This is a genomic window from Xanthomonas sp. WHRI 10207 (genome assembly GCF_040202975.1).
Lineage (GTDB): Bacteria > Pseudomonadota > Gammaproteobacteria > Xanthomonadales > Xanthomonadaceae > Xanthomonas.
In genome coordinates this window covers 612689-630708 of sequence record NZ_JBEGDX010000001.1, presented here as the reverse complement: position 1 = coordinate 630708, position 18020 = coordinate 612689, and the positions used below count along the sequence as shown (strand labels likewise).

Annotated in this window: 15 protein-coding genes; 7 read left to right on the top strand and 8 right to left on the bottom strand. The window is 64.9% G+C overall.

Features of this window, described 5'->3' with window-relative positions:
* Window positions 1–31 precede the first annotated feature (31 nt).
* Together ABQU90_RS02830 and ABQU90_RS02825 are read right to left on the bottom strand one after the other, a co-directional pair.
* Entirely contained in the window at window positions 32–400 is a 369-nt protein-coding gene (locus tag ABQU90_RS02830; RefSeq protein WP_323521862.1) for a response regulator, read from the bottom strand.
* Window positions 393–1556 (bottom strand): PAS domain-containing hybrid sensor histidine kinase/response regulator family protein, encoded by a 1164-nt coding sequence (locus ABQU90_RS02825; RefSeq protein WP_323521861.1) that lies wholly within the window; start codon window positions 1554–1556, stop codon window positions 393–395. The genes ABQU90_RS02830 and ABQU90_RS02825 overlap by 8 nt, the downstream gene beginning before the upstream one ends.
* A 158-nt stretch (window positions 1557–1714) precedes the next feature.
* Here ABQU90_RS02825 and ABQU90_RS02820 point away from each other — a divergent pair, with 158 nt between their 5' ends.
* From ABQU90_RS02820 to trxC, 6 genes are all read left to right on the top strand, one after another.
* Complete coding sequence (locus ABQU90_RS02820; RefSeq protein ID WP_323521860.1) at window positions 1715–4909, top strand: response regulator; 3195 nt, start codon at window positions 1715–1717, stop codon at window positions 4907–4909.
* A complete protein-coding gene (locus tag ABQU90_RS02815) occupies window positions 4882–5730 on the top strand; it encodes a CheR family methyltransferase (RefSeq protein ID WP_193552536.1) in 849 nt (282 codons plus the stop codon). Before ABQU90_RS02820 ends, ABQU90_RS02815 begins: the two co-directional genes overlap by 28 nt.
* Window positions 5727–6311: a chemotaxis protein CheB gene (locus ABQU90_RS02810; RefSeq protein WP_323521859.1), complete on the top strand. Its 585-nt coding sequence runs from the start codon at window positions 5727–5729 to the stop codon at window positions 6309–6311. The genes ABQU90_RS02815 and ABQU90_RS02810 overlap by 4 nt, the downstream gene beginning before the upstream one ends.
* A complete protein-coding gene (locus ABQU90_RS02805) occupies window positions 6308–7432 on the top strand; it encodes a hybrid sensor histidine kinase/response regulator (protein WP_323521857.1) in 1125 nt (374 codons plus the stop codon). The genes ABQU90_RS02810 and ABQU90_RS02805 overlap by 4 nt, the downstream gene beginning before the upstream one ends.
* A gap of 398 nt (window positions 7433–7830) precedes the next feature.
* Window positions 7831–8196 (top strand): DUF1428 domain-containing protein, encoded by a 366-nt coding sequence (locus ABQU90_RS02800; protein WP_323521856.1) that lies wholly within the window; start codon window positions 7831–7833, stop codon window positions 8194–8196.
* A 181-nt stretch (window positions 8197–8377) separates the two neighbouring features.
* Window positions 8378–8824, top strand: a complete 447-nt coding sequence (gene trxC / locus ABQU90_RS02795) for a thioredoxin TrxC (RefSeq protein WP_323521855.1) — start codon at window positions 8378–8380, stop codon at window positions 8822–8824.
* A 93-nt stretch (window positions 8825–8917) separates the two neighbouring features.
* Here trxC and ABQU90_RS02790 read toward each other — a convergent pair whose 3' ends face one another.
* Window positions 8918–11278 (bottom strand): TonB-dependent receptor, encoded by a 2361-nt coding sequence (locus ABQU90_RS02790; protein WP_323521854.1) that lies wholly within the window; start codon window positions 11276–11278, stop codon window positions 8918–8920.
* 288 nt (window positions 11279–11566) lie between these two features.
* On the opposite strand from ABQU90_RS02790, the gene ABQU90_RS02785 reads away from it, so the two are divergent.
* Window positions 11567–13216 (top strand): glycoside hydrolase family 43 protein, encoded by a 1650-nt coding sequence (locus ABQU90_RS02785; protein ID WP_323522174.1) that lies wholly within the window; start codon window positions 11567–11569, stop codon window positions 13214–13216.
* Window positions 13217–13441: 225 nt separating this feature from the next.
* Here ABQU90_RS02785 and ABQU90_RS02780 read toward each other — a convergent pair whose 3' ends face one another.
* From ABQU90_RS02780 to ABQU90_RS02760, 5 genes are read right to left on the bottom strand one after another with little or no spacing between them, the layout of a single operon-like run.
* Window positions 13442–15397: a PAS domain-containing hybrid sensor histidine kinase/response regulator gene (locus ABQU90_RS02780; protein WP_323521853.1), complete on the bottom strand. Its 1956-nt coding sequence runs from the start codon at window positions 15395–15397 to the stop codon at window positions 13442–13444.
* On the bottom strand, window positions 15387–16262 hold the full coding sequence (locus tag ABQU90_RS02775; RefSeq protein ID WP_323521851.1) for a sensor histidine kinase: 876 nt from the start codon (window positions 16260–16262) through the stop codon (window positions 15387–15389). Before ABQU90_RS02775 ends, ABQU90_RS02780 begins: the two co-directional genes overlap by 11 nt.
* Window positions 16259–17269: an ATP-binding protein gene (locus ABQU90_RS02770; RefSeq protein WP_323521850.1), complete on the bottom strand. Its 1011-nt coding sequence runs from the start codon at window positions 17267–17269 to the stop codon at window positions 16259–16261. The genes ABQU90_RS02775 and ABQU90_RS02770 overlap by 4 nt, the downstream gene beginning before the upstream one ends.
* On the bottom strand, window positions 17260–17658 hold the full coding sequence (locus ABQU90_RS02765) for an ATP-binding protein (RefSeq protein ID WP_115527336.1): 399 nt from the start codon (window positions 17656–17658) through the stop codon (window positions 17260–17262). The genes ABQU90_RS02770 and ABQU90_RS02765 overlap by 10 nt, the downstream gene beginning before the upstream one ends.
* Window positions 17658–18020: an STAS domain-containing protein gene (locus tag ABQU90_RS02760; RefSeq protein ID WP_115527335.1), complete on the bottom strand. Its 363-nt coding sequence runs from the start codon at window positions 18018–18020 to the stop codon at window positions 17658–17660. The genes ABQU90_RS02765 and ABQU90_RS02760 overlap by 1 nt, the downstream gene beginning before the upstream one ends.

Genomic DNA, 18020 nt, shown 5'->3' with positions numbered 1-18020 from the left:
GCCGCAGCGGATGCAAATCTGCGGCCAGCGCTCAGGCGTTGGCCGCAACGCCCTTCAACATGTCGATGAGCTGACGCAGGCGATAAGGCTTGGGCAGGAAGTCGACCCCAGCCGGCAGCGGCGGCAGCTGCGCTTTCGCAAACCCCGAGGCCAGGATGACGCGTGCCTGCGGCAACAGCTGCGCCACCTGCTCGCTCAATTCGATCCCTGACATGCCGTTGGGCATGCGGATATCGCTGAACACCACGTCGTAAGGGCCGCTGTCGCGCAGCATGCGCAAGGCGTCCTGGGCATCGTCGGCGGTGTCGACGGTGATGCCTGCATCGCGCAATGCCTCGCCGATCAACTCGCGCAACTCTTCTTGGTCTTCCACCATCAACAGACGCAGGGGTTCAGTCATGCTCGGCCTCCTCGATGGCCGGGAGAAACAGGGTGACGGTGGTGCCGCACCCAGGTGCGGTCTCCAGATCGACGAAGCCACCGGATTGGGACGCAAAACCATACACCTGGCTCAATCCCAGGCCGGAGCCTTTGCCGACATCCTTGGTGGTGAAAAACGGCTCGCTGGCGCACTGCGCCACCTGTGCCGACATGCCGGGGCCATTGTCGCGCACTGCGACGCTGACGTAACTGCGCGTTGCGCCCTGCGGCGCCGATGGTGCAACGCGCTGCTGCGCGGCGGTGATCACGGTGATGGCGCCACCGGCCGACATCGCGTCGCAACTATTGAACACCAGATTGAGCAGCGCCGCTTCCAGTTGGCCGGGGTCCACGCATACATCGGGCAACGCATCGGCGAAGTCCAGCGAGAGTGTTACCGCGGTCGGGCAGGCGCGGCGCAATAGTTCGAGCGTGCGCGTCACCACCGCGTTGGCGGTATGCCGCTCCGGAACCAGGCGCTGCCCACGTGCGAAGGCGAGCAGCTGGCGTGTCAGCAAGGTGCCGCGATCCACCGCGGTCTGCGCCGCTTCCACCAGCATGCGCGTGCGCGCATCGTCGCCGGCACGCAGCGCGATCAGATCCAGGCTGGTCACCATCACCGTCAGCAGATTGTTGAAGTCGTGCGCCATGCCCAGCGTCAACCGACCCAGTGCCTCGACTTTCTGCGAATGCAACAGCGCGTGCTGCGCCTGCTGCAATAAACGTTGCGCGTCATGGCGGTCGGTGACATCGCGGGTGATCTTGGCAAATCCCACCAGCACGCCGAACTCCAGTACCGGTTCGATTACCACGCTGGCCCAGAAGCGGCTGCCGTCCTTGCGTACGCGCCACCCTTCAGCAGCAAGACGCCCCTGCCGCTTGGCAATGTCCAGGTTCTGCATGGGCTCGTCGCGCTGCACATCTTCGGGCAGATAAAAACGCGAAAAATGCGAACCAAGCACGTCAGCAGCGGTGTAGCCCTTGATGCGCTCACCGCCGGGATTCCAGCTGCGCACATAGCCGCCGGTGTCGAGCATATAGATCGCGTAATCGGAGACGCTTTGCACCAACAGCTGGCATTGCCGGCTGTCGTGCGACAGCGGCCCTGCGTTGTCGATGGCGGTTTCCGTCTCCATCGCGCGATGTTCCCCCAGAAAAGCGCGCGACCATAATGACGTTGCCGTGAAGGTTGCGTGCAAGCCAACTCGGCTGGAAAAGCGTCAAAAACCCGGCGATTGGCGCGTGAAAGTTATCGGCTACCATGACCGCCCTCTCAGTTTGGTGCGCGCGCCTCATGCAGAACATCTCGACCACACGCGACCGCTGGATCTGGGTCATCGCGGCGGCCTTGATGGCTGGCACGTTGAGCGTGGAGTTGGTCACGCCGCTGGGGTATGCGGTGTGGCTGACCTACTTCGTGGCGGTCGGCGTGACGGTCTTTCAGAACCGCCCGCAGGCGCCGCTGGTAGTGGGCGTGCTGTCGTGCGTGCTACTGGCGATCGGTTTTCATCTGGCGCCGCCCAGCACCAATTCGAGCTTCTCATCGATCAACCGCAGCATTGGCGGCGTCTCGTTTCTGGCGATGGCGTTGGTGGTGACGCAGGCGATCCGCGCACGTCGTCAGGCCGAATTGGCGTTGTGGCTGCAACAGGCCGAAAACACGGTCGAAGCCAGCCTGCGCGGCGATCAAAGCCCTGAAGACTTGGCCGATGCCGCGCTGCGCGCGCTGTGCGACACCTTGGGCGCACAGGTCGGCGCGCTGTACCGCATCGAAGGCGAGCGCCTGCGGCTCACCGGCGGCGCGGCGCTGCCGGTCGACATGCCCAAGACGCTGCCCAGCAATGCCGGCCAATGGGGTGAGGTGTTGCAGCGTGGCACTGTGCGCCGCGTGCGCGGCGTGGATGCCGGGCATCTGCAGATTGCCTCCGGCCTGGGCCAGAGCGCCTGCCAGGAATTGCTGCTGGCCCCGGTGACTGCCGATGGCCGGGTAATTGGTCTGCTGGAACTCGGTCGGGTCACCGACGTGCAGACATCCGGATCGCGCGAGCAAGAATTGCTGGCACGTTGCGGTGAAAACATCGGCCTGGCGCTGCGCACCGCGCTGCTGCGCGCGCAGTTGATGGCCCTACTGGAAGAAACCCAGCGGCAGAGCGAGGAACTGCAGACGCAGCAGGAAGAACTGCGCGTGGCCAACGAAGAACTGGAAGAACAAAGCCGTAGCCTGCAGCAATCGCAAAGCGATCTGGAACAGCAGCAGGCAGAGCTGGAACAAACCAACGTCCAGCTGGAAGAACGTACCCAGGCGCTGGAAGCGCAGAAGCAGGCGCTGTTGGTCGCGCAAGGCCAGCTGGTGCGCAATGGCAACGAACTGGCCACCGCCTCGCGCTACAAGTCGGAATTTCTGGCCAACATGTCGCACGAGCTGCGCACTCCGCTCAACAGCGCGCTGATCCTGGCCAAGCTGCTCGCCGACAACAAGGACGGCACGCTCAGCGCCGACCAAGTGAAGTACGCGCAGGCGATTCTGTCGTCCAACAACGATCTGCTGGCGCTGATCAACGACATCCTGGACCTGTCCAAGATCGAAGCCGGTCACGTGGAACTGACCGACGACACCATCGCCACCAGCTCGGTGCTGCAGCGACTGCGCGACACCTTTGAACCGCTGGCGCGACAGAAGGGCCTGACCCTGGAAATCGGCACCGAGGCCGACGCACCGACGCAGCTGGTGGTCGACAACCAGCGTCTGCAGCAGATCCTCAAGAACCTGCTGGCCAACGCGATCAAGTTCACCGAACGCGGCACGGTCAGTCTGTCGATCCAGGCGAGCGCGCCGGGACGGGTGCTGTTCAAGGTCGACGACACCGGCATCGGCATCGCACGCGAACAGACCGATGTGATCTTCGAAGCGTTCCGTCAGGCCGATGGCAGCACACGGCGTCGCTATGGCGGCACCGGCCTGGGCTTGTCGATCTCGCGCGACCTGGCACAACGCATGGGCGGCAGCATCAGCGTGGACAGCGAACCCGGACGCGGCAGTTGCTTCACCCTGGAATTGCCGACCGACGGTGCACCGGCAGAAGCGATGCGCGCCGCCGAAGCGACATCGACCCCGACATCGACATCGACATCGACATCGACATCGGGTGCAATCAACGCGCCCGCGCTATCGCGTCACCACACTGGCATGACGATGACACCGCGGCCTGGCGAGCACCCCGGGGTTGTCTCCGCTGCAGTACCGCTGCCGATTCCTGCGCCCAACGCGGCGCCACAGCAACGCGCACAGGACGACCGCGATCAGCGCACCCGTCCCGGCCGGCTGATCCTGGCGGTGGAAGACGATACCCGCTTTGCGCAGGCCCTGGTGGACCTGGCGCACGAGCTGGACTTCGATTGTGTGGTCGCCCCCAGCGCCGAAGAAGCGCTGAGACTGGCCGCCGAGTTGCGCCCCAGCGGCATCCTGCTCGACATCGGCTTGCCGGATGCCTCCGGCCTGAGCGTGCTCGAACGCCTCAAGCGCGATCCCGCCACCCGTCACATCCCGGTGCACGTGGTGTCTGCACTGGAACGCAGCCAGATCGCACTGGAACTGGGCGCGGTGGGCTATCTGATCAAGCCGGCAACGCGCGAGTTGCTGGCCGGTGCGATCCGTCAACTGGAAGACACCAACGCGCGTGCGGTGCGTCGCCTGCTTATCGTCGAAGACGACAGCGCCTTGCGCGAAAACCTGCAGTTGCTGCTGGCGCGCGACCAATTGGACATCGTTGCGGTGGGCAGCATCGCCGAGGCGATGGCGCAGTTGGCTGGCTCCACCTTCGACTGCATGGTCACCGATCTCACTTTGCCCGATGGCAGCGGCTACGACCTGCTCGAACGCATGGCCGGCAACGACGCGGTGGCATTCCCGCCAGTGATCGTCTACACCGGCCGTGCGCTCACCCGCGACGAAGAACAGCGCCTGCGCCGGTATTCCAAGAGCATCATCATCAAGGGCGTGCGCTCGCCCGAACGCCTGCTCGACGAAGTGACCTTGTTCCTGCACAGCGTGGAAGCCTCGCTGCCCAGCGACCAGCAACGCTTGCTGCGCGAAGCACGTCGCCGCGATGCGGTGCTCGATGGCGCCACCGTGCTGCTGGCCGAAGACGACGTACGCAACATCTTTGCGCTGTCCAGCGTGCTCGAACCGCTGGGCGTGACCCTGGAGATCGCACGCAATGGCCGCGAAGCGCTGGAACGCCTGGCCGAGCGTGAGGTGGACCTGGTACTGATGGACATCATGATGCCGGAGATGGATGGCATCACTGCGATGCGCGAGATCCGCGCCAATCGCCAGTGGCAGGATCTGCCCATCATCGCGCTGACCGCCAAGGCCATGGCCGACGACCGCGAACGCTGCCTGGAAGCCGGTGCCAACGACTACATCGCCAAGCCCATCGACGTGGACAAGCTGGTGTCGCTGTGCCGGGTCTGGTGCTCGCGGCAATGACGCCGGTTGAACTGTTCGATCTGGAGTTGCGGGTGCTGCTGGAAGCGGTATACCAGCGCTATCACTACGATTTTCGCGATTACGCGGTGTCGTCGTTACGGCGGCGCATGCGCCATGCCATGGCGCGTTTCGAGTGCGCCCGCGTGGCCGATCTGCAGCATCGGCTGCTGCACGAACCGGAAACGTTTGCGCAGGCGATGCAGTTCTTCACCGTGCAGGTGTCGGAGATGTTTCGCGACCCGGCGTACTTTCGCGTGTTGCGCGAGCATGCGGTACCGGTGTTGCGCACCTATCCGTCGATCAAGTTGTGGGTGGCCGGCTGCAGCACCGGCGAAGAGGTCTGGTCGCTGGCGATCCTGCTGCACGAAGAAGGCTTGCTGGAAAAGGCCGTCATCTACGCTACCGACATCAATCCCGAAGCGTTGAACATGGCCGAAGCCGGCGCGTATGGCATCGATCGCATCGCACAGTTCAGCCGCAACTATCTAGATGCCGGCGGCCGTGGGTCGTTGTCGGACTACTACACCACTGCCTACGACGGTGCGGTGTTCGACCGCCGCTTGAAGCGCAATATCGTGTTCGCCGATCACAGCCTGGCCACCGATACGGTGTTCTCCGAAGTGCATCTGGTGTCGTGCCGCAATGTGCTGATCTATTTCAACCGCGGCCTGCAGGACCGTGCCGTGGGCCTGTTCTTCGACGCGCTGGTGCACCGCGGTTTTCTGGGCCTGGGCAGCAAGGAATCGCTGCAATTCGGCGCACATGCGCAGGCCTTTGAAACCTGCGCACGCGAACAACGCCTGTATCGGAAGGCCGCATGAGCAGCACGCCTGCGCACCGGCAGTTCGACGCCATCGTGATCGGCACCTCCGCCGGTGGTGTGATGGCGCTGCAGGCGCTGTTGTCCCACCTGCCCGCCGATCTGCCGATGCCGGTGCTGGTGGTGCTGCATCTGCCGCGCGACCGCACCAGCCATTTGGCCGAGCTGATGGACGCGCGTTGCGCGCTCCCGGTGCGCGAGGCGGACGACAAGCAGCCATTGCGCGCCGGCACCGTGACCATTGCCCCGCCCGACTATCACCTGCTGGTGGAAACCCGCGACAGCCTGGCCCTGTCGATGGATGCGCCGGTGCTGTTCTCGCGGCCGGCGATCGACCCCTTGTTCGAATCGGCTGCGGACGTGTTTGCCGAGCGTCTGTTGGCGATCCTGCTCACCGGCGCCAGCAGCGATGGCAGTGCCGGCGTGGCCGCAGTGCGCGCAGCAGGCGGCACCGCCTGGATCCAGCTGCCCGATGATGCCGCGTCTCCGCTGATGCCCGCCTCTGCCCTTGCCCACGCCGGTGCCGATGCGGTGCTGACCCTGCAGGCGATCTGCAACCGACTGGAAGTCTTTCACCCATGAATCTCACCACGACCGGCCTTGCTGCGCACGGCGACGAACCCGCCAAGCTCCTGATCGTGGACGATGTGCCGCAAAATCTGGTGGCGATGGAAGCGCTTCTGCAGCGCGATGGCATCCAGGTGCTGTGCGCATCCTCCGGCGCGCAAGCGCTGGAGCTGCTGCTCGAACACGATGTGGCGTTGGCCCTGCTCGACGTGCAGATGCCGGAAATGGACGGCTTTTCGCTCGCAGAACTGATGCGCGGCTCGCAGCGGACCCGGCATGTCCCGATCATCTTCCTGACCGCCTCGCCAAACGATCCGATGCGCGCGTTCCAGGGCTACGAAAGCGGTGCAGTGGATTTTTTGCACAAGCCCATCGAGCCCCACGTGATCCTGAGCAAGGTCAATGTGTTTATCGAGTTGTACCAACAGCGCCGGCTGCTCAAGGCGCGCAATGCCTCGTTGGAACGCGCGCTCACGCTCAACGAAACCATGATGGCGGTGCTCACCCACGATCTGCGCACGCCGCTGTCGGTGATCCTGTTGTGTGCGGACAAACTGAGCCTGGACGTGGATGGCGACGGCTCGGCCGCACGCACGCTCGGACATCTGGAAACCAGCGCGCGGCGCATGGCGCGCATGGTCGAACAATTGTTGGATTTCTCGCGCCTGCGCACCGACGGGCTGTCGATGCAGTTCGGCCCCTGCAATCTGGGCGAAGTGGCGCACAGCGTGGTCGGCGAGGTGGCGCAGGCCAACCCGCTCACCACCATCGACCTGCGCACCGAAGGCGACCTGGACGGCGACGGCGACGGCGATCGGCTGGCGCAGGTGGTGTCCAACCTGGTCGGCAACGCGGTGCTGCATGGCGGCAGTCATCCGGTGCAGGTGCATCTGGACGGCCGCGAGCGCGACGTGCTGCGGCTGTCGGTCCGCAACACCGGGCACATCCCCGACAGCCTGATGCCGCGCTTGTTCGAACCATTCAAGGCCAGCTTCCATGCCAGCCAGGGACTGGGCCTGGGATTGTTCATCGCCGATCAGTTCGTCAAGGCGCACGGCGGCACGCTGCAGGCGCGCAACGAAGCCGGCGACGTGGTGTTCGAAGCCAGACTGCGGCGGCACAACCTGGCTGCATGATCGCAGCACGCGCAGGCGGCCAGGCAACGCACTGGCGGCCTGCGACAACGCATGCGGCCACGCTGCGCTGTGCGGCTCCACGCCCGCGCAATGCCCGGCGCAGGCGCCCCCGCACCACCAGCCCCTCTGGGCGTTGCAGCATCGCAACCGCACCTGGCGCGCGCATCCAACGTGGATCGCACGTCATCGGCGCGCCCTGTAACGCATCGCCGGACTCAACCGCAGCCGATTGGGGGTCATGCGAGCGCAAGCAGTGCCAGTCGCCGAAATGCACCGTATGCTCCGCTCGATGCCCTGGTGCCACGCGCCTGAACACGGCTCTCTACGTTCTTCGATCGCACCAACATCTGTTCGTCATCATCAGGCGCACGCCGTGCGTCATGTCAGCGGAGGCGGTTATGTCGTATGTCGATGGGTTTGTCCTTGCAGTGCCCAAGGCCAACAAGGACACGTTTCAGGAGTACGCCCGCATGGGCGATACGATCATCATGGAGTACGGCGCACTGCGCGTAATGGAGTGCTGGGGCGACGATGTCCAGCAGGGCCAATGGACCGACTTCCAGCGCGCGGTAGCGGCCACCGAAGACGAGATCGTGGTGTTTTCGTGGATCGAATGGCCGGACAAGGCCACCCGCGATGCGGGCATGCGCAAGATGATGGACGACCCGCGCATGGACCCGGCCGTCAACCCGATGCCCTTCGACGGCAAACGCATGATCTACGGCGGCTTTGTCCCGATCGTGGCGCTTGGGCGTTCGGCCTGAGCGAAGCAGCGCGCGATTGCCGCGCGCTGTCGCCTGGCCGCCGCAGGCATCATGCGCGGCGGCCGGCCTCCCGACACAGGGCCTTCTGCCGTGGTCGCTAAACTGACCACATGCAGCCGCATGTGCCGTCAGTGATGTCCGGGCGTCGCGACTGCATTGCCTGTCCACCGGAGACCACCGCATGACCGACGCACCGCTCCTGATCGCCTGCCCGAACTGCGCCGCCATGAACCGCGTTGCGCGCGCACGCCTGCACGATGCGCCCAACTGCGGCAGTTGCCATCGGCCGCTGTTTCTGAGGGCGCCGGTGACCTTGTCGGCGGCGGATTTCGACAAGCACGCCGTGCGCAGCGAGCTACCGCTGGTGGTGGATTTCTGGGCGCCGTGGTGCGCGCCTTGCCTGAGCATGGCACCGCAATTTGCGGCCGCCGCCGCGATGCTGGAGCCGCAGGTGCGGCTGGCCAAGGTGGATACCGATCTGCATCCTGCACTGGGCACGCGTTTTGGCATCCGCAGCATCCCCACCCTGCTGGTCATCCGCGGCGGCCATGAGATCGGCCGTCATTCCGGCGCGGTGAGCAGCGCGCAGATCGTCAGCTGGGTGCGCTCGGTGCTGGACGGTCGCTGATAAAAAAAGCCAGCTGCGCATGCACGCAGCTGGCCTTCGTCGATACAGGCACGGCTGCGACGCGTACGCCGCAGCCCACCGATCAGCTGGCGATCACTGCCAGTTGACGTTGACCGACACGCCCACGATGCGCGGCTCGTTGTACACCGCCGCCATGTAGTTTTCGATCACGCCCTTGACGTTCTTTTCGTTGGTGATGTTGCGCGCGAATGCCGCCACTTCCCATGCACCGTAGCCGCCGGTGTAGCCCAGCTTGAGGCCACCTTCGAAGTTGCCGTCGGCACGGAACTCGGTGGAGTCGTACAGCACAAAGCTGGTCTCGCCCTGCTTGTTCCAATCGGTGGACACGAAAAACGCGCCGTCGTTGCCCATCGGAATGTCGTAGCGTGCGGCCAGGTTGAGGTTGTACTTGGGCGCGTTGGGCAGCGGGTTGCCGTCGATCTGCGCGAAGGTGTTGGCACCAACTCGGATGGTGGGGTCGTTGACCGTGCACACCACCACGCCATTGAGCGCGCAGGCCTGCGCAAACACGCGTTTGTCGTTGATTTCGCTATGCAACAGGCTCAGGCCCGCGGTCAGCGACAGGTTGGAGATCGGGCGCCAATCCAGGTCTGCTTCCAGACCGTAGGCCTTGGCCTTGTCGGCATTGAACAGCACGCCGTTGCCGTCCGAATCGTTGCCGTTGAGCTGGATGTCATCGACGGTGTAGGTGAAGCCGCTGACATTCAGGCGTAGCCGGTTCTGGAACAGGCTGCTCTTGATGCCGGCTTCCCACGACAGAATGGTTTCCGAATCGGCAGTGGTGAAATCCGAATTGAACACCGCGCTGCGGCCCTGGATGGTGGGGCCGCGGAAGCCGCGTGCCACGCGTGCATACACGCTCAGGTCCTGGTTGAGTTCATACATCGCGCTCAGGTCCCAACTGGGCTGGGTGTCGGACATGCGCACATCGCGACGGCCGCGGTAGGTCACCGCGCCGGCCGCGGTGTCGGCGGTCTTGAGCAGACGGGTTTCCTTGGTGTCCTTGGTCTGGCGGATGCCGGCAGTCAGCGTCAGCGCATCGGTGGCCTTGTAGCTGAGCTGACCGAAGCCGGCCCACGAGGTATTGGTGTTGCGCAGCCGCACCCAGTTGTTGGGATTGCGCGCAGCAGTGCGCAGGAAATACGCACGCTGATAAAAATCGGTGGTGTCGCGGCCATCGAAATAGAACGCGCCCACCTGCCACTGCAGCGCGTCGTCGCCCTCGCTGGCCAGGCGCAGCTCCTGGGTGTACTGATCCAGATCGCGAATCTGCCCCATCGATTGGCCGAACCCGTTCGGCACGCCGTTGACCGGATAGTTGGCCGCCGCGCCGCCATCGGTGTCGCCACGGCTGTAGCCGGAGGTGGTTTCGTAAGCGGTGATCGAGGTCAGCGAGACGCCGCCGAAATCGTAGATCGCCTTGATCGAGCCGCCATCGGTCTTGTAGGCCTGCGGATTGTCGTTGGCTTCGTCGTAGGCCACGCGATCGCGCGGCACGTCGACCTTGTCGCTGCCGCGCGTCACCGCATTGCGCAAGAACAGCGTGGAGGTGCCGTCGTAATCGCGGGTGTGCACCGAGCCCAGCAGCGAGAACGCATCGTTGGGCTTCAACAGCACCTGCAGGCGCGCATTGCGGTCGTTGTAGCCGCCCATCGCATCCTTGCGCGGTGTGCGCGTGCCATCGGCGCTGCTGCCGGCAAAGGTGTTGTCCACCCAATCGTCGCGGTGCTGGTACAACGCCGACACGCGGAACGACAGCACGTCGTTGATCGGCCCGCCGAAGCCGCCATCCAGCGACACCGTGTTGTAGCTGCCGTAGCTGGCGTCGACGCGGCCGGTGTAGGTATCGCCGGGCTTGACGGTGTCGAACTTGACGATGCCGGCGGTGGTATTGCGGCCGAACAAAGTGCCCTGCGGGCCGCGCAGCACTTCGACCTGGTCCACGTCGTAGACCGGGTTGGACTTGAGCACCACGTGCTCCAGCACCACGTCGTCCTGGATGATGGACACCGGCTGCGAGGCACCCAGATAGAAGTCGATATTGCCCAGGCCACGGATATAGAAGCGCGGGAAGATGCGCCCGGTGGTGGTCTCGGCGTAGAAGCCCGGCACGCGGCCGGACAGCGCTAGCAAGGTGTCGTCGCCGCCGGCGGTGTACTCGCGCATCGCCGCGCCCTGCACCACGCCCACCGACACCGGCACCTCCTGCAGGTTCTGCTCGCGGTGCTCGGCGGTGACGGTCACCGCATCCAGCGCAGTAGGGCTGCCCTCGCCCTGGCTGGCCGGCGCCTGCTGGGCCGATGCGGCAGCGGCCATCGAGGCGAGCAGCAGACCGGCGCAGGCGCGTGCCAGCGGCGTACGTCGCGGTGCACGCGCATCCAGATGTGCAACAACGGACCTCAGCGACGGAGAAACAGACGAGTACAACGACATGCGGGTTGATCCTTGGGTAAAGACGCGAAGATGAGTCCGTTCGGCATGGGTCTGCCAGAAGGGGGCGCCGCATGGCGCCGCGCGCACGATATGTCAGCAATGTTGCAGCGAAGTGGCAGGCGTGCCGATCCGCGCCCATCGGCCACGTTGCGCACAGCCATGCCATCACACGCGTGCGGCATGGCAAAACGGCATGCCCTGCCCGGCGGCGAGCTGTCATGCTGCCGCGAGGCTGGCGCTACGCCAGTGGCGCGCATCGGGGGACCTGTCGTGAAACCAATCGGATGGATGCTGGGCCTGATGGCCACCGTGAGTTGTCAGCTGGCCTACGCCGGCAGCGCACTGATCACCCAGGTGGATTACCAGGGCGATGACGGCGGCCCGTTGCCGACCGAGGCGCAGTACCGCAATCCGGTGGTGGCCGGTTTTTATCCGGACCCGTCCGCGATCCGGGTCGGCGACGACTTTTATCTGGTCAACTCCACGTTCGGCTATTTTCCCGGCCTGCCGGTGTTCAAGAGCAGCGACCTGGTGCACTGGAACCAGATCGGCAACGCGATCGATCGCGCCGACCAGATCGACTACGGCCGCGACGAACTGACCCGTGGCCTGTTCGCCGCCAGCATCAGCCACCACGACGGCACCTTCTACATCGCCAACACCTGTTTTTACTGCGATGGCGGCAACTTCCTGATTACCGCCACCGATCCGGCCGGGCCGTGGTCCGATCCGATCTGGCTCGACGCCAAGGGCATCGACCCGTCGCTGTTTTTCGATGACGACGGCAGCGCCTGGCTGGTCAACAACGATGTGCCCGCCGGCAAGTTGCGCTACGACGGACACCGCGCCATCTGGCTGCAGCAGCTGGATCTGACCCGCATGAAGCTGGTCGGCACGCGTCAGGCAATCGTGGATTCGGGCTTTCAACCGGCCACCAATCCCGAGCACATCGAGGGCCCGCATCTGTTCCGCCGCGATGGCTATTACTACCTCACCGCGGCCGAAGGCGGCACCGGCGAGCAGCATGCGCAGATGATCTACCGTAGCCGCCAGATCACCGGCCCCTACGAGCCCTGGAGCGGCAATCCGGTGCTGACCCAGCGCGACCTGGACCCGAGCCGCAGCGCACCGATCACCTCCACCGGGCACGCGCAGTTCGTCGAGCTCAAGGACGGGACCTGGTGGGCGGTGTTCCTGGGCACACGTCCGTATCAGGGCAACCACTACGCGCTTGGCCGCGAAACCTTCTTATTGCCGGTGCAATGGCGCGACGGCTGGCCGCAGGTAGTGCCGCATGGCAGCGCTGTGCCGCCGGTGGCCACGCGCCCGGCACTGCCGAGCGGCACCCAGACCCTGCCCACCAGCGGCCCGATGCAATGGAGCGAGCGCTTCCAGGAAGCGCGCGTGCCGATGCAATGGATGACCATCCACCCGCCCACCCAGCCGTGGTACCTGCCCGGCCCGCAGGGGTTGCGCATCACCCCGTCGCAGGTCGCGCTGGGCGACATCGGCCGCGGCCAACCTGCGTATCTGGGCCATCGTCTGCAGCATCACCACGCCACGCTGGCGGCCAGTGTCGATGGCAGCGCGCTGGCGGCCGGCGAACAGGCCGGTCTTGCACTCGTGGCCAAGGAAAGCCACTTTCTGGCGGCCATGCTGGTGCGCGATGAGGCTGGCGCGTCGGTGGTGCTATATCGCCGCGCCGGCCTGCAGGGCCCAAGCATCGGCACCGTGATGGCGCGTGCGCCGCTGCCCGATGCAACGCAACCGGTGCAGCTGCGCTTTGCGCTGGACGGAGCGCGCGTGCATGTGGATTACGCGGTGGGTAGCGGCCAGTGGCAGACGTTGCTCGAACAGGGTGACGCCACCCTGCTCAGCACCGAGACGGCCGGCGGCTTTCTGGGCGCCACGTTCGGGCCGTACGCGTATTCGCGTTGACTGCCGGCACGCGTACACCGCACTGCCGCGCAATCAGCTCCATGCAGTGCACGTGAAAACCGGCGCGCTCTGTTGCTTGCGTTATCTGCGCCTGGCGCAGGCCTGATCGAACGCGCTACTGCGGATGCGACTTATCACATCCAGTGCCAAAACAGCAGCGTCGTGCCGCAGCGTCGTCGTATCCAACGTCGCATCCACCCACACCAACATGCAAATCACTACGCTTTACGCGCGCGCCAGCACGCTGCTGTCGAGCATCTGCCCCACCGTATTGAGCAGATCGTTGAGGCTGAAGGGCTTGGGCAGCAAGGCCATGCCGTCGGCCAGGAACTCCTGCCGCGTGATCGCGTTTTCGGCGTAGCCGGTGATGAACAGAATCGGCAACCCCGGGCGCAACGTACGCGCCACGTCGGCCATGTCGCGCCCGTTCATGCCCGGCAGGCCGACATCGGACACCAGCAGATCGATCTGCACATCGGTACGTAACTGCTCCAGTGCGCCGATGGCATCTTCGGCTTCGGTCACCTCATAGCCGGCGTCGCTGAGCACCTCGCTCACCATCATGCGCACCACGTCGGTGTCGTCCACCAACAAAATGCGCGCGTTGCGCGCCCGTGGCGTTGTCGGCGCCGGTGCCGGCGGCACCGCGCTCGCCGACAGTCCGCGCGGCAGCATCAACGCGACCGTGGTGCCCTTGCCGATCGCACTGGTGATACGCGCAGTACCGCCGGATTGGCGCGCAAAGCCGTATGTCATCGACAACCCAAGGCCGGTCCCTTCGCCGATGGGTTTGGTGGTGAAAAACGGCTCGAACACCTGATTGAGAACGGCAGGTTCGATGCCGCTGCCATTGTCGATGACGTTGACCGCCACGTACTCGCCATCATCCAGTTCCGGGTCGTTGTGCGCGGTGTAGGCCGCGGTCTGCACACAGATCGTGCCCTGCCCGCGCAAGGCGTCGCGGGCGTTGATCACCAGATTGAGCACCACGTTCTCGAGTTGGTTGGCATCGGCAATGGCCACCAGCGAGGTATCGGCAAGCTCCAGCTCCAAGGCGATGTTCTCGCCGATCGAGCGTTGCAGCATGTCTTCCAGCGAACGCACGCGCAGATTGACGTCGAACGGCTGCGCATCCAGCGATTGCTTGCGCGCAAACGCGAGCATGCGCTGCGTCAGCGCTGCAGCCCGATGCGCAGAGCCGGTGGCAATTTCGGCAAGACGCGGCACACGTTCGATACGGTTGGATTCCACCGCCAGCTGGATCATGTCCAGGCCGGAAATGATGCTGGTCAGCAGATTATTGAAATCGTGCGCGATGCCGCCGGTGAGCTTGCCCAGCGCTTCCATTTTTTGCGCCTGCAGCAGCTGGATTTCGGTGCGCTGGCGTTCGGCGATCTGGTGCGCCAGTTCGGTGGTGGCGGTATCCAGCTCCTGGCGCTGCTCGCGCTCGCGCTCGCGCCGCTCGGTGACGTCTTCCACCATCAGCAGGCCCAGATCCGGCTCGCGGTACGGCGACACCCGCCATTCGGTTTCGCACAGCTTGCCATCGCGCAGGATCGACAGCGTGCCGCTCCAGCGCTCGCGCTGCGCCAATGCGCTGGTCAGCGCCTGCACCGTGGCCGTTTGATCCAGCCCGGCGGCGTGGATCGCATCGCCCGGCGTGGCTTCGCCGATCAGGCGCTGAAACGCCGCGTTGAGTTCATGCGTGTGCAGGGCGGCATCGACCACCGCGATCGGCGCGCTGATGTGCTCGAAGATCTCGCGGAAGCGGGCCTCGCTGACCCGCAACGCTTCTTCGGCATTGCGCGCGCGCAACAGCGTACGCAAGGTGGCGACCAGCACATTGGGGTCGACCGGATGGATCAGGTACGCATCGGCGCCGGCATCCAGGCCGGTGATCATGTCGCCGGTGGCGATCGATGCGGCAGACACGTGTACCACCGGCAACAATGCGGTGCGCGGCTCGGCGCGCAAGCTGCGCACGATGTCGAAGCCGCTCATGTCCGGCAGGTTGACGTCCAGCACCACACCGGCAAAGGTCTGCGTCGCCAGCTTGCTCAGGCCTTCGGCGCCGGTGCCGGCTTCGTCGACCACAAAACGGTGATGCTCGAGCACACGCCGCACCGAATAGCGCGTCACCGTGTTGTCGTCGACGACCAGAATGTGCTGCTTACTGCTCAAGTGCCTTCTCCGCTGCCAGCGTCACCGGCAGGACCACAAAAAATTCCGAGCCTTGCCCGACCACGCTGTTGATACCGACCCGTCCGCCAAGCAATTCGGCAAACCGCTTGCAGATCGCCAACCCCAGCCCGGTGCCGGTCAGGCGCTTCTGCAGCGGCGAGTCCACCTGTACAAAATCTTCGAACAAAGCATCGTGAAGCTCGGGCGCGATACCAATACCGGTGTCCTGCACGCTGAAGCGCACGTGGCTGTCACCTTCCAACTGCGCCAGCACGCGCACCTGGCCTTGCGGGGTGAATTTGAGCGCATTGGAAATGAAGTTGCGCAGGATCTGCGCCAGCTTCTTGTCGTCGGTGTAGAGCATCGGCAGCACCGGCGGATCTTCGAAAATCAAGGTCGTGCGGCTGGCATCGGTCAGCGGGCGGAACATCCCGCGCAACGCTGCGAACAGGTCCATCAGATCGAACCAGCCCGGCGAAATGGTGACCCGCCCGGCTTCGATCTTGGCCAGATCCAGCAGGTCGTCGACCATATCGGTGAGCTCGCGTGCCGAAGTGCTGACAAAACGCACCTGCTTGACCTGTTCGGCATTGAGCGGCCCATCCATACCGTCTTCCAGCAACCGGGTGATGCTCAGGATCGAACTGAGCGGCGTGCGGAACTCGTGGCTCATGTACGACAAAAACCGGCTCTTGAGCTCGGACACGCCGCGCAGCTGTTCGGCTTGCTGGTCGAGCTCGGCGTACAACGCCAGCACGCCCTGGTTGGTTTCTTCCAACTCTTCGCGCAAGGCCTGGTTCTGCTGCCGCAACGCGTGCAGTTCGGCCATCGGGTCGATCGCCGATGCATCATCGGATGAAGTCATTGCATGCCTCCCAACCGCATGACGAACACGCATGCATCGTCGCGGCCGCGCGCGTAATCGCGCAACAGCACCGCAGCAACAATACGCGGGTGGCGCGCCAATAGCGCCGGGTGATCGCGCAAATTCCAGCGCGTTTGCAGGCCATCGCTATGCATCACCAGCAGTTTGCCGGCCGCATTCGGGAAGTCGAACGGCTGCGCCTTGCGAAACTGCACCCCGACGATGCCTGGATGCGAAGGCATGCCGCGCATTCCATCGCCATCACAGAGCGATGCAACGATATTGCCCACACCGGCAAAGCGCACCTGGCCGGTACGGCTGTCGAACTGCATCACTGCCGCCGCACCGCCGCGCGTTCCTGACATGCCGGCATGCAGCTGCGCGATCAGTTCGCCAGGCTCGCCACTGGCCGCCGCCGCAACGCGCGTGCCGACATCGGCAGCATCGGCGGCATCCGGCCCGTGGCCCAGGCCGTCGATCAGCACGACCGTCGCCCGCTGTTCGCGGATCGCCAACTGCCAGGCATCGCCGCAGACCGTTTCGTTGTGCAGCGGCACACGCACCGCGCCATACGGCAGATCCAGTTCGGCGCGTTGTTGCGCAAACAACCGCGCCATCACAATGGCGCCTTTTGAATCCGAATACGCATCCAGCACTTGCGCCTGACGCTGGATCGCACCCAGACCTGTGCCGGGCGTGCCGACAGTGGAATAGCCATCGCGCAGACCGTCTTCGAGCGCAAACCCGGGGCCATCGTCGATGGCGCAGATTTCCACGCCCATGCCTTCGCACGTAGCCACGCGCGACAACTGCAGGCAGCCGCCACGCCCATGCTTGACCATATTGGTGGCAAGTTCGGTGGCCACCAGGGCGACGCGCCCGCATGCGGCTTCATCGAAGGCCAGCGTCTGCGCCAGCGCCGCTGCTTCGCGACGCGCTTGTCCGACCTGGCTGGTTTCGTCGACGCGAAACGCGCGGGTCAGCTCACCGGCGAGGGTCACTTCCATTTGGTGATGGTGACGCGCGTGCCCTTGCCAGCGGCAGTGTCCAACACAAAATCATCCACCAGGCGACGGCTGCCCGACAGGCCGAGCCCCAGCCCGCTGCCGGAGGTCCAGCCGTCGGTCAGCGCAAGATCCAGATTGGGGATGCCCGGGCCTTCGTCGCGGAAGGTCAGCTGCACACCCTTGCGGATGCCGCTTTCCAGCAGCGCCCAGTCCATGTCGCCGCCGCGACCGTAGATCACGGTGTTGCGCGCCAGTTCGCTGGCCGCGGTGATCAGCTTGGTCTGGTCCACCAGCCGCAGGCCGCACTGCACCGCCAACTTGCGCACGGTCTGCCGGGCCAGCACCACATCCTGTTCGGTGCGTACCGTTTGCGAGCCCGTGGTCGCCATCACGACTCGTGATCGGGTTGCTGCAACAGGCGCATGCCGCGTTCGACGTTGAGCGCGGTACGCACTGCTGGCAAGGTCAGTCCCAGTTCCACCAGGGTGATCGCCACCGCCGGTTGCATGCCCACCACCACGGTGCGGGCACCCATCAGCGTCGCCAGCCCGGAGATGGTGCTGATCATGCGGCCGATGAACGAGTCGACGATGTCCAGTGCGGAGATGTCGATCAGCACGCCGCGCGCGGAGGTGACGCTGATCTTTTCCGACAAGTCTTCCTGCAGCTGCAGCGCGAGCTGATCGTGCATGTCCACCTGGATGGTGACCAGCAACAGATCGCCCATCCGCAGGATCGGGATGCGCTCCAT

What these genes read in the sequence shown, in the direction of transcription:
- ABQU90_RS02765 (WP_115527336.1), bottom strand. Translation starts at nt 17,658, where the DNA reads ATGGCGACCACGGGCTCGCAAACGGTACGCACCGAACAGGATGTGGTG.
- ABQU90_RS02800 (WP_323521856.1), top strand. Translation starts at nt 7,831, where the DNA reads ATGTCGTATGTCGATGGGTTTGTCCTTGCAGTGCCCAAGGCCAACAAG.
- ABQU90_RS02770 (WP_323521850.1), bottom strand. Translation starts at nt 17,269, where the DNA reads ATGGAAGTGACCCTCGCCGGTGAGCTGACCCGCGCGTTTCGCGTCGAC.
- ABQU90_RS02805 (WP_323521857.1), top strand. Translation starts at nt 6,308, where the DNA reads ATGAATCTCACCACGACCGGCCTTGCTGCGCACGGCGACGAACCCGCC.
- ABQU90_RS02790 (WP_323521854.1), bottom strand. Translation starts at nt 11,278, where the DNA reads ATGTCGTTGTACTCGTCTGTTTCTCCGTCGCTGAGGTCCGTTGTTGCA.
- ABQU90_RS02810 (WP_323521859.1), top strand. Translation starts at nt 5,727, where the DNA reads ATGAGCAGCACGCCTGCGCACCGGCAGTTCGACGCCATCGTGATCGGC.
- ABQU90_RS02830 (WP_323521862.1), bottom strand. Translation starts at nt 400, where the DNA reads ATGACTGAACCCCTGCGTCTGTTGATGGTGGAAGACCAAGAAGAGTTG.
- ABQU90_RS02775 (WP_323521851.1), bottom strand. Translation starts at nt 16,262, where the DNA reads ATGACTTCATCCGATGATGCATCGGCGATCGACCCGATGGCCGAACTG.
- ABQU90_RS02785 (WP_323522174.1), top strand. Translation starts at nt 11,567, where the DNA reads ATGCTGGGCCTGATGGCCACCGTGAGTTGTCAGCTGGCCTACGCCGGC.
- ABQU90_RS02825 (WP_323521861.1), bottom strand. Translation starts at nt 1,556, where the DNA reads ATGGAGACGGAAACCGCCATCGACAACGCAGGGCCGCTGTCGCACGAC.
- ABQU90_RS02820 (WP_323521860.1), top strand. Translation starts at nt 1,715, where the DNA reads ATGCAGAACATCTCGACCACACGCGACCGCTGGATCTGGGTCATCGCG.
- ABQU90_RS02760 (WP_115527335.1), bottom strand. Translation starts at nt 18,020, where the DNA reads ATGGAGCGCATCCCGATCCTGCGGATGGGCGATCTGTTGCTGGTCACC.
- trxC (WP_323521855.1), top strand. Translation starts at nt 8,378, where the DNA reads ATGACCGACGCACCGCTCCTGATCGCCTGCCCGAACTGCGCCGCCATG.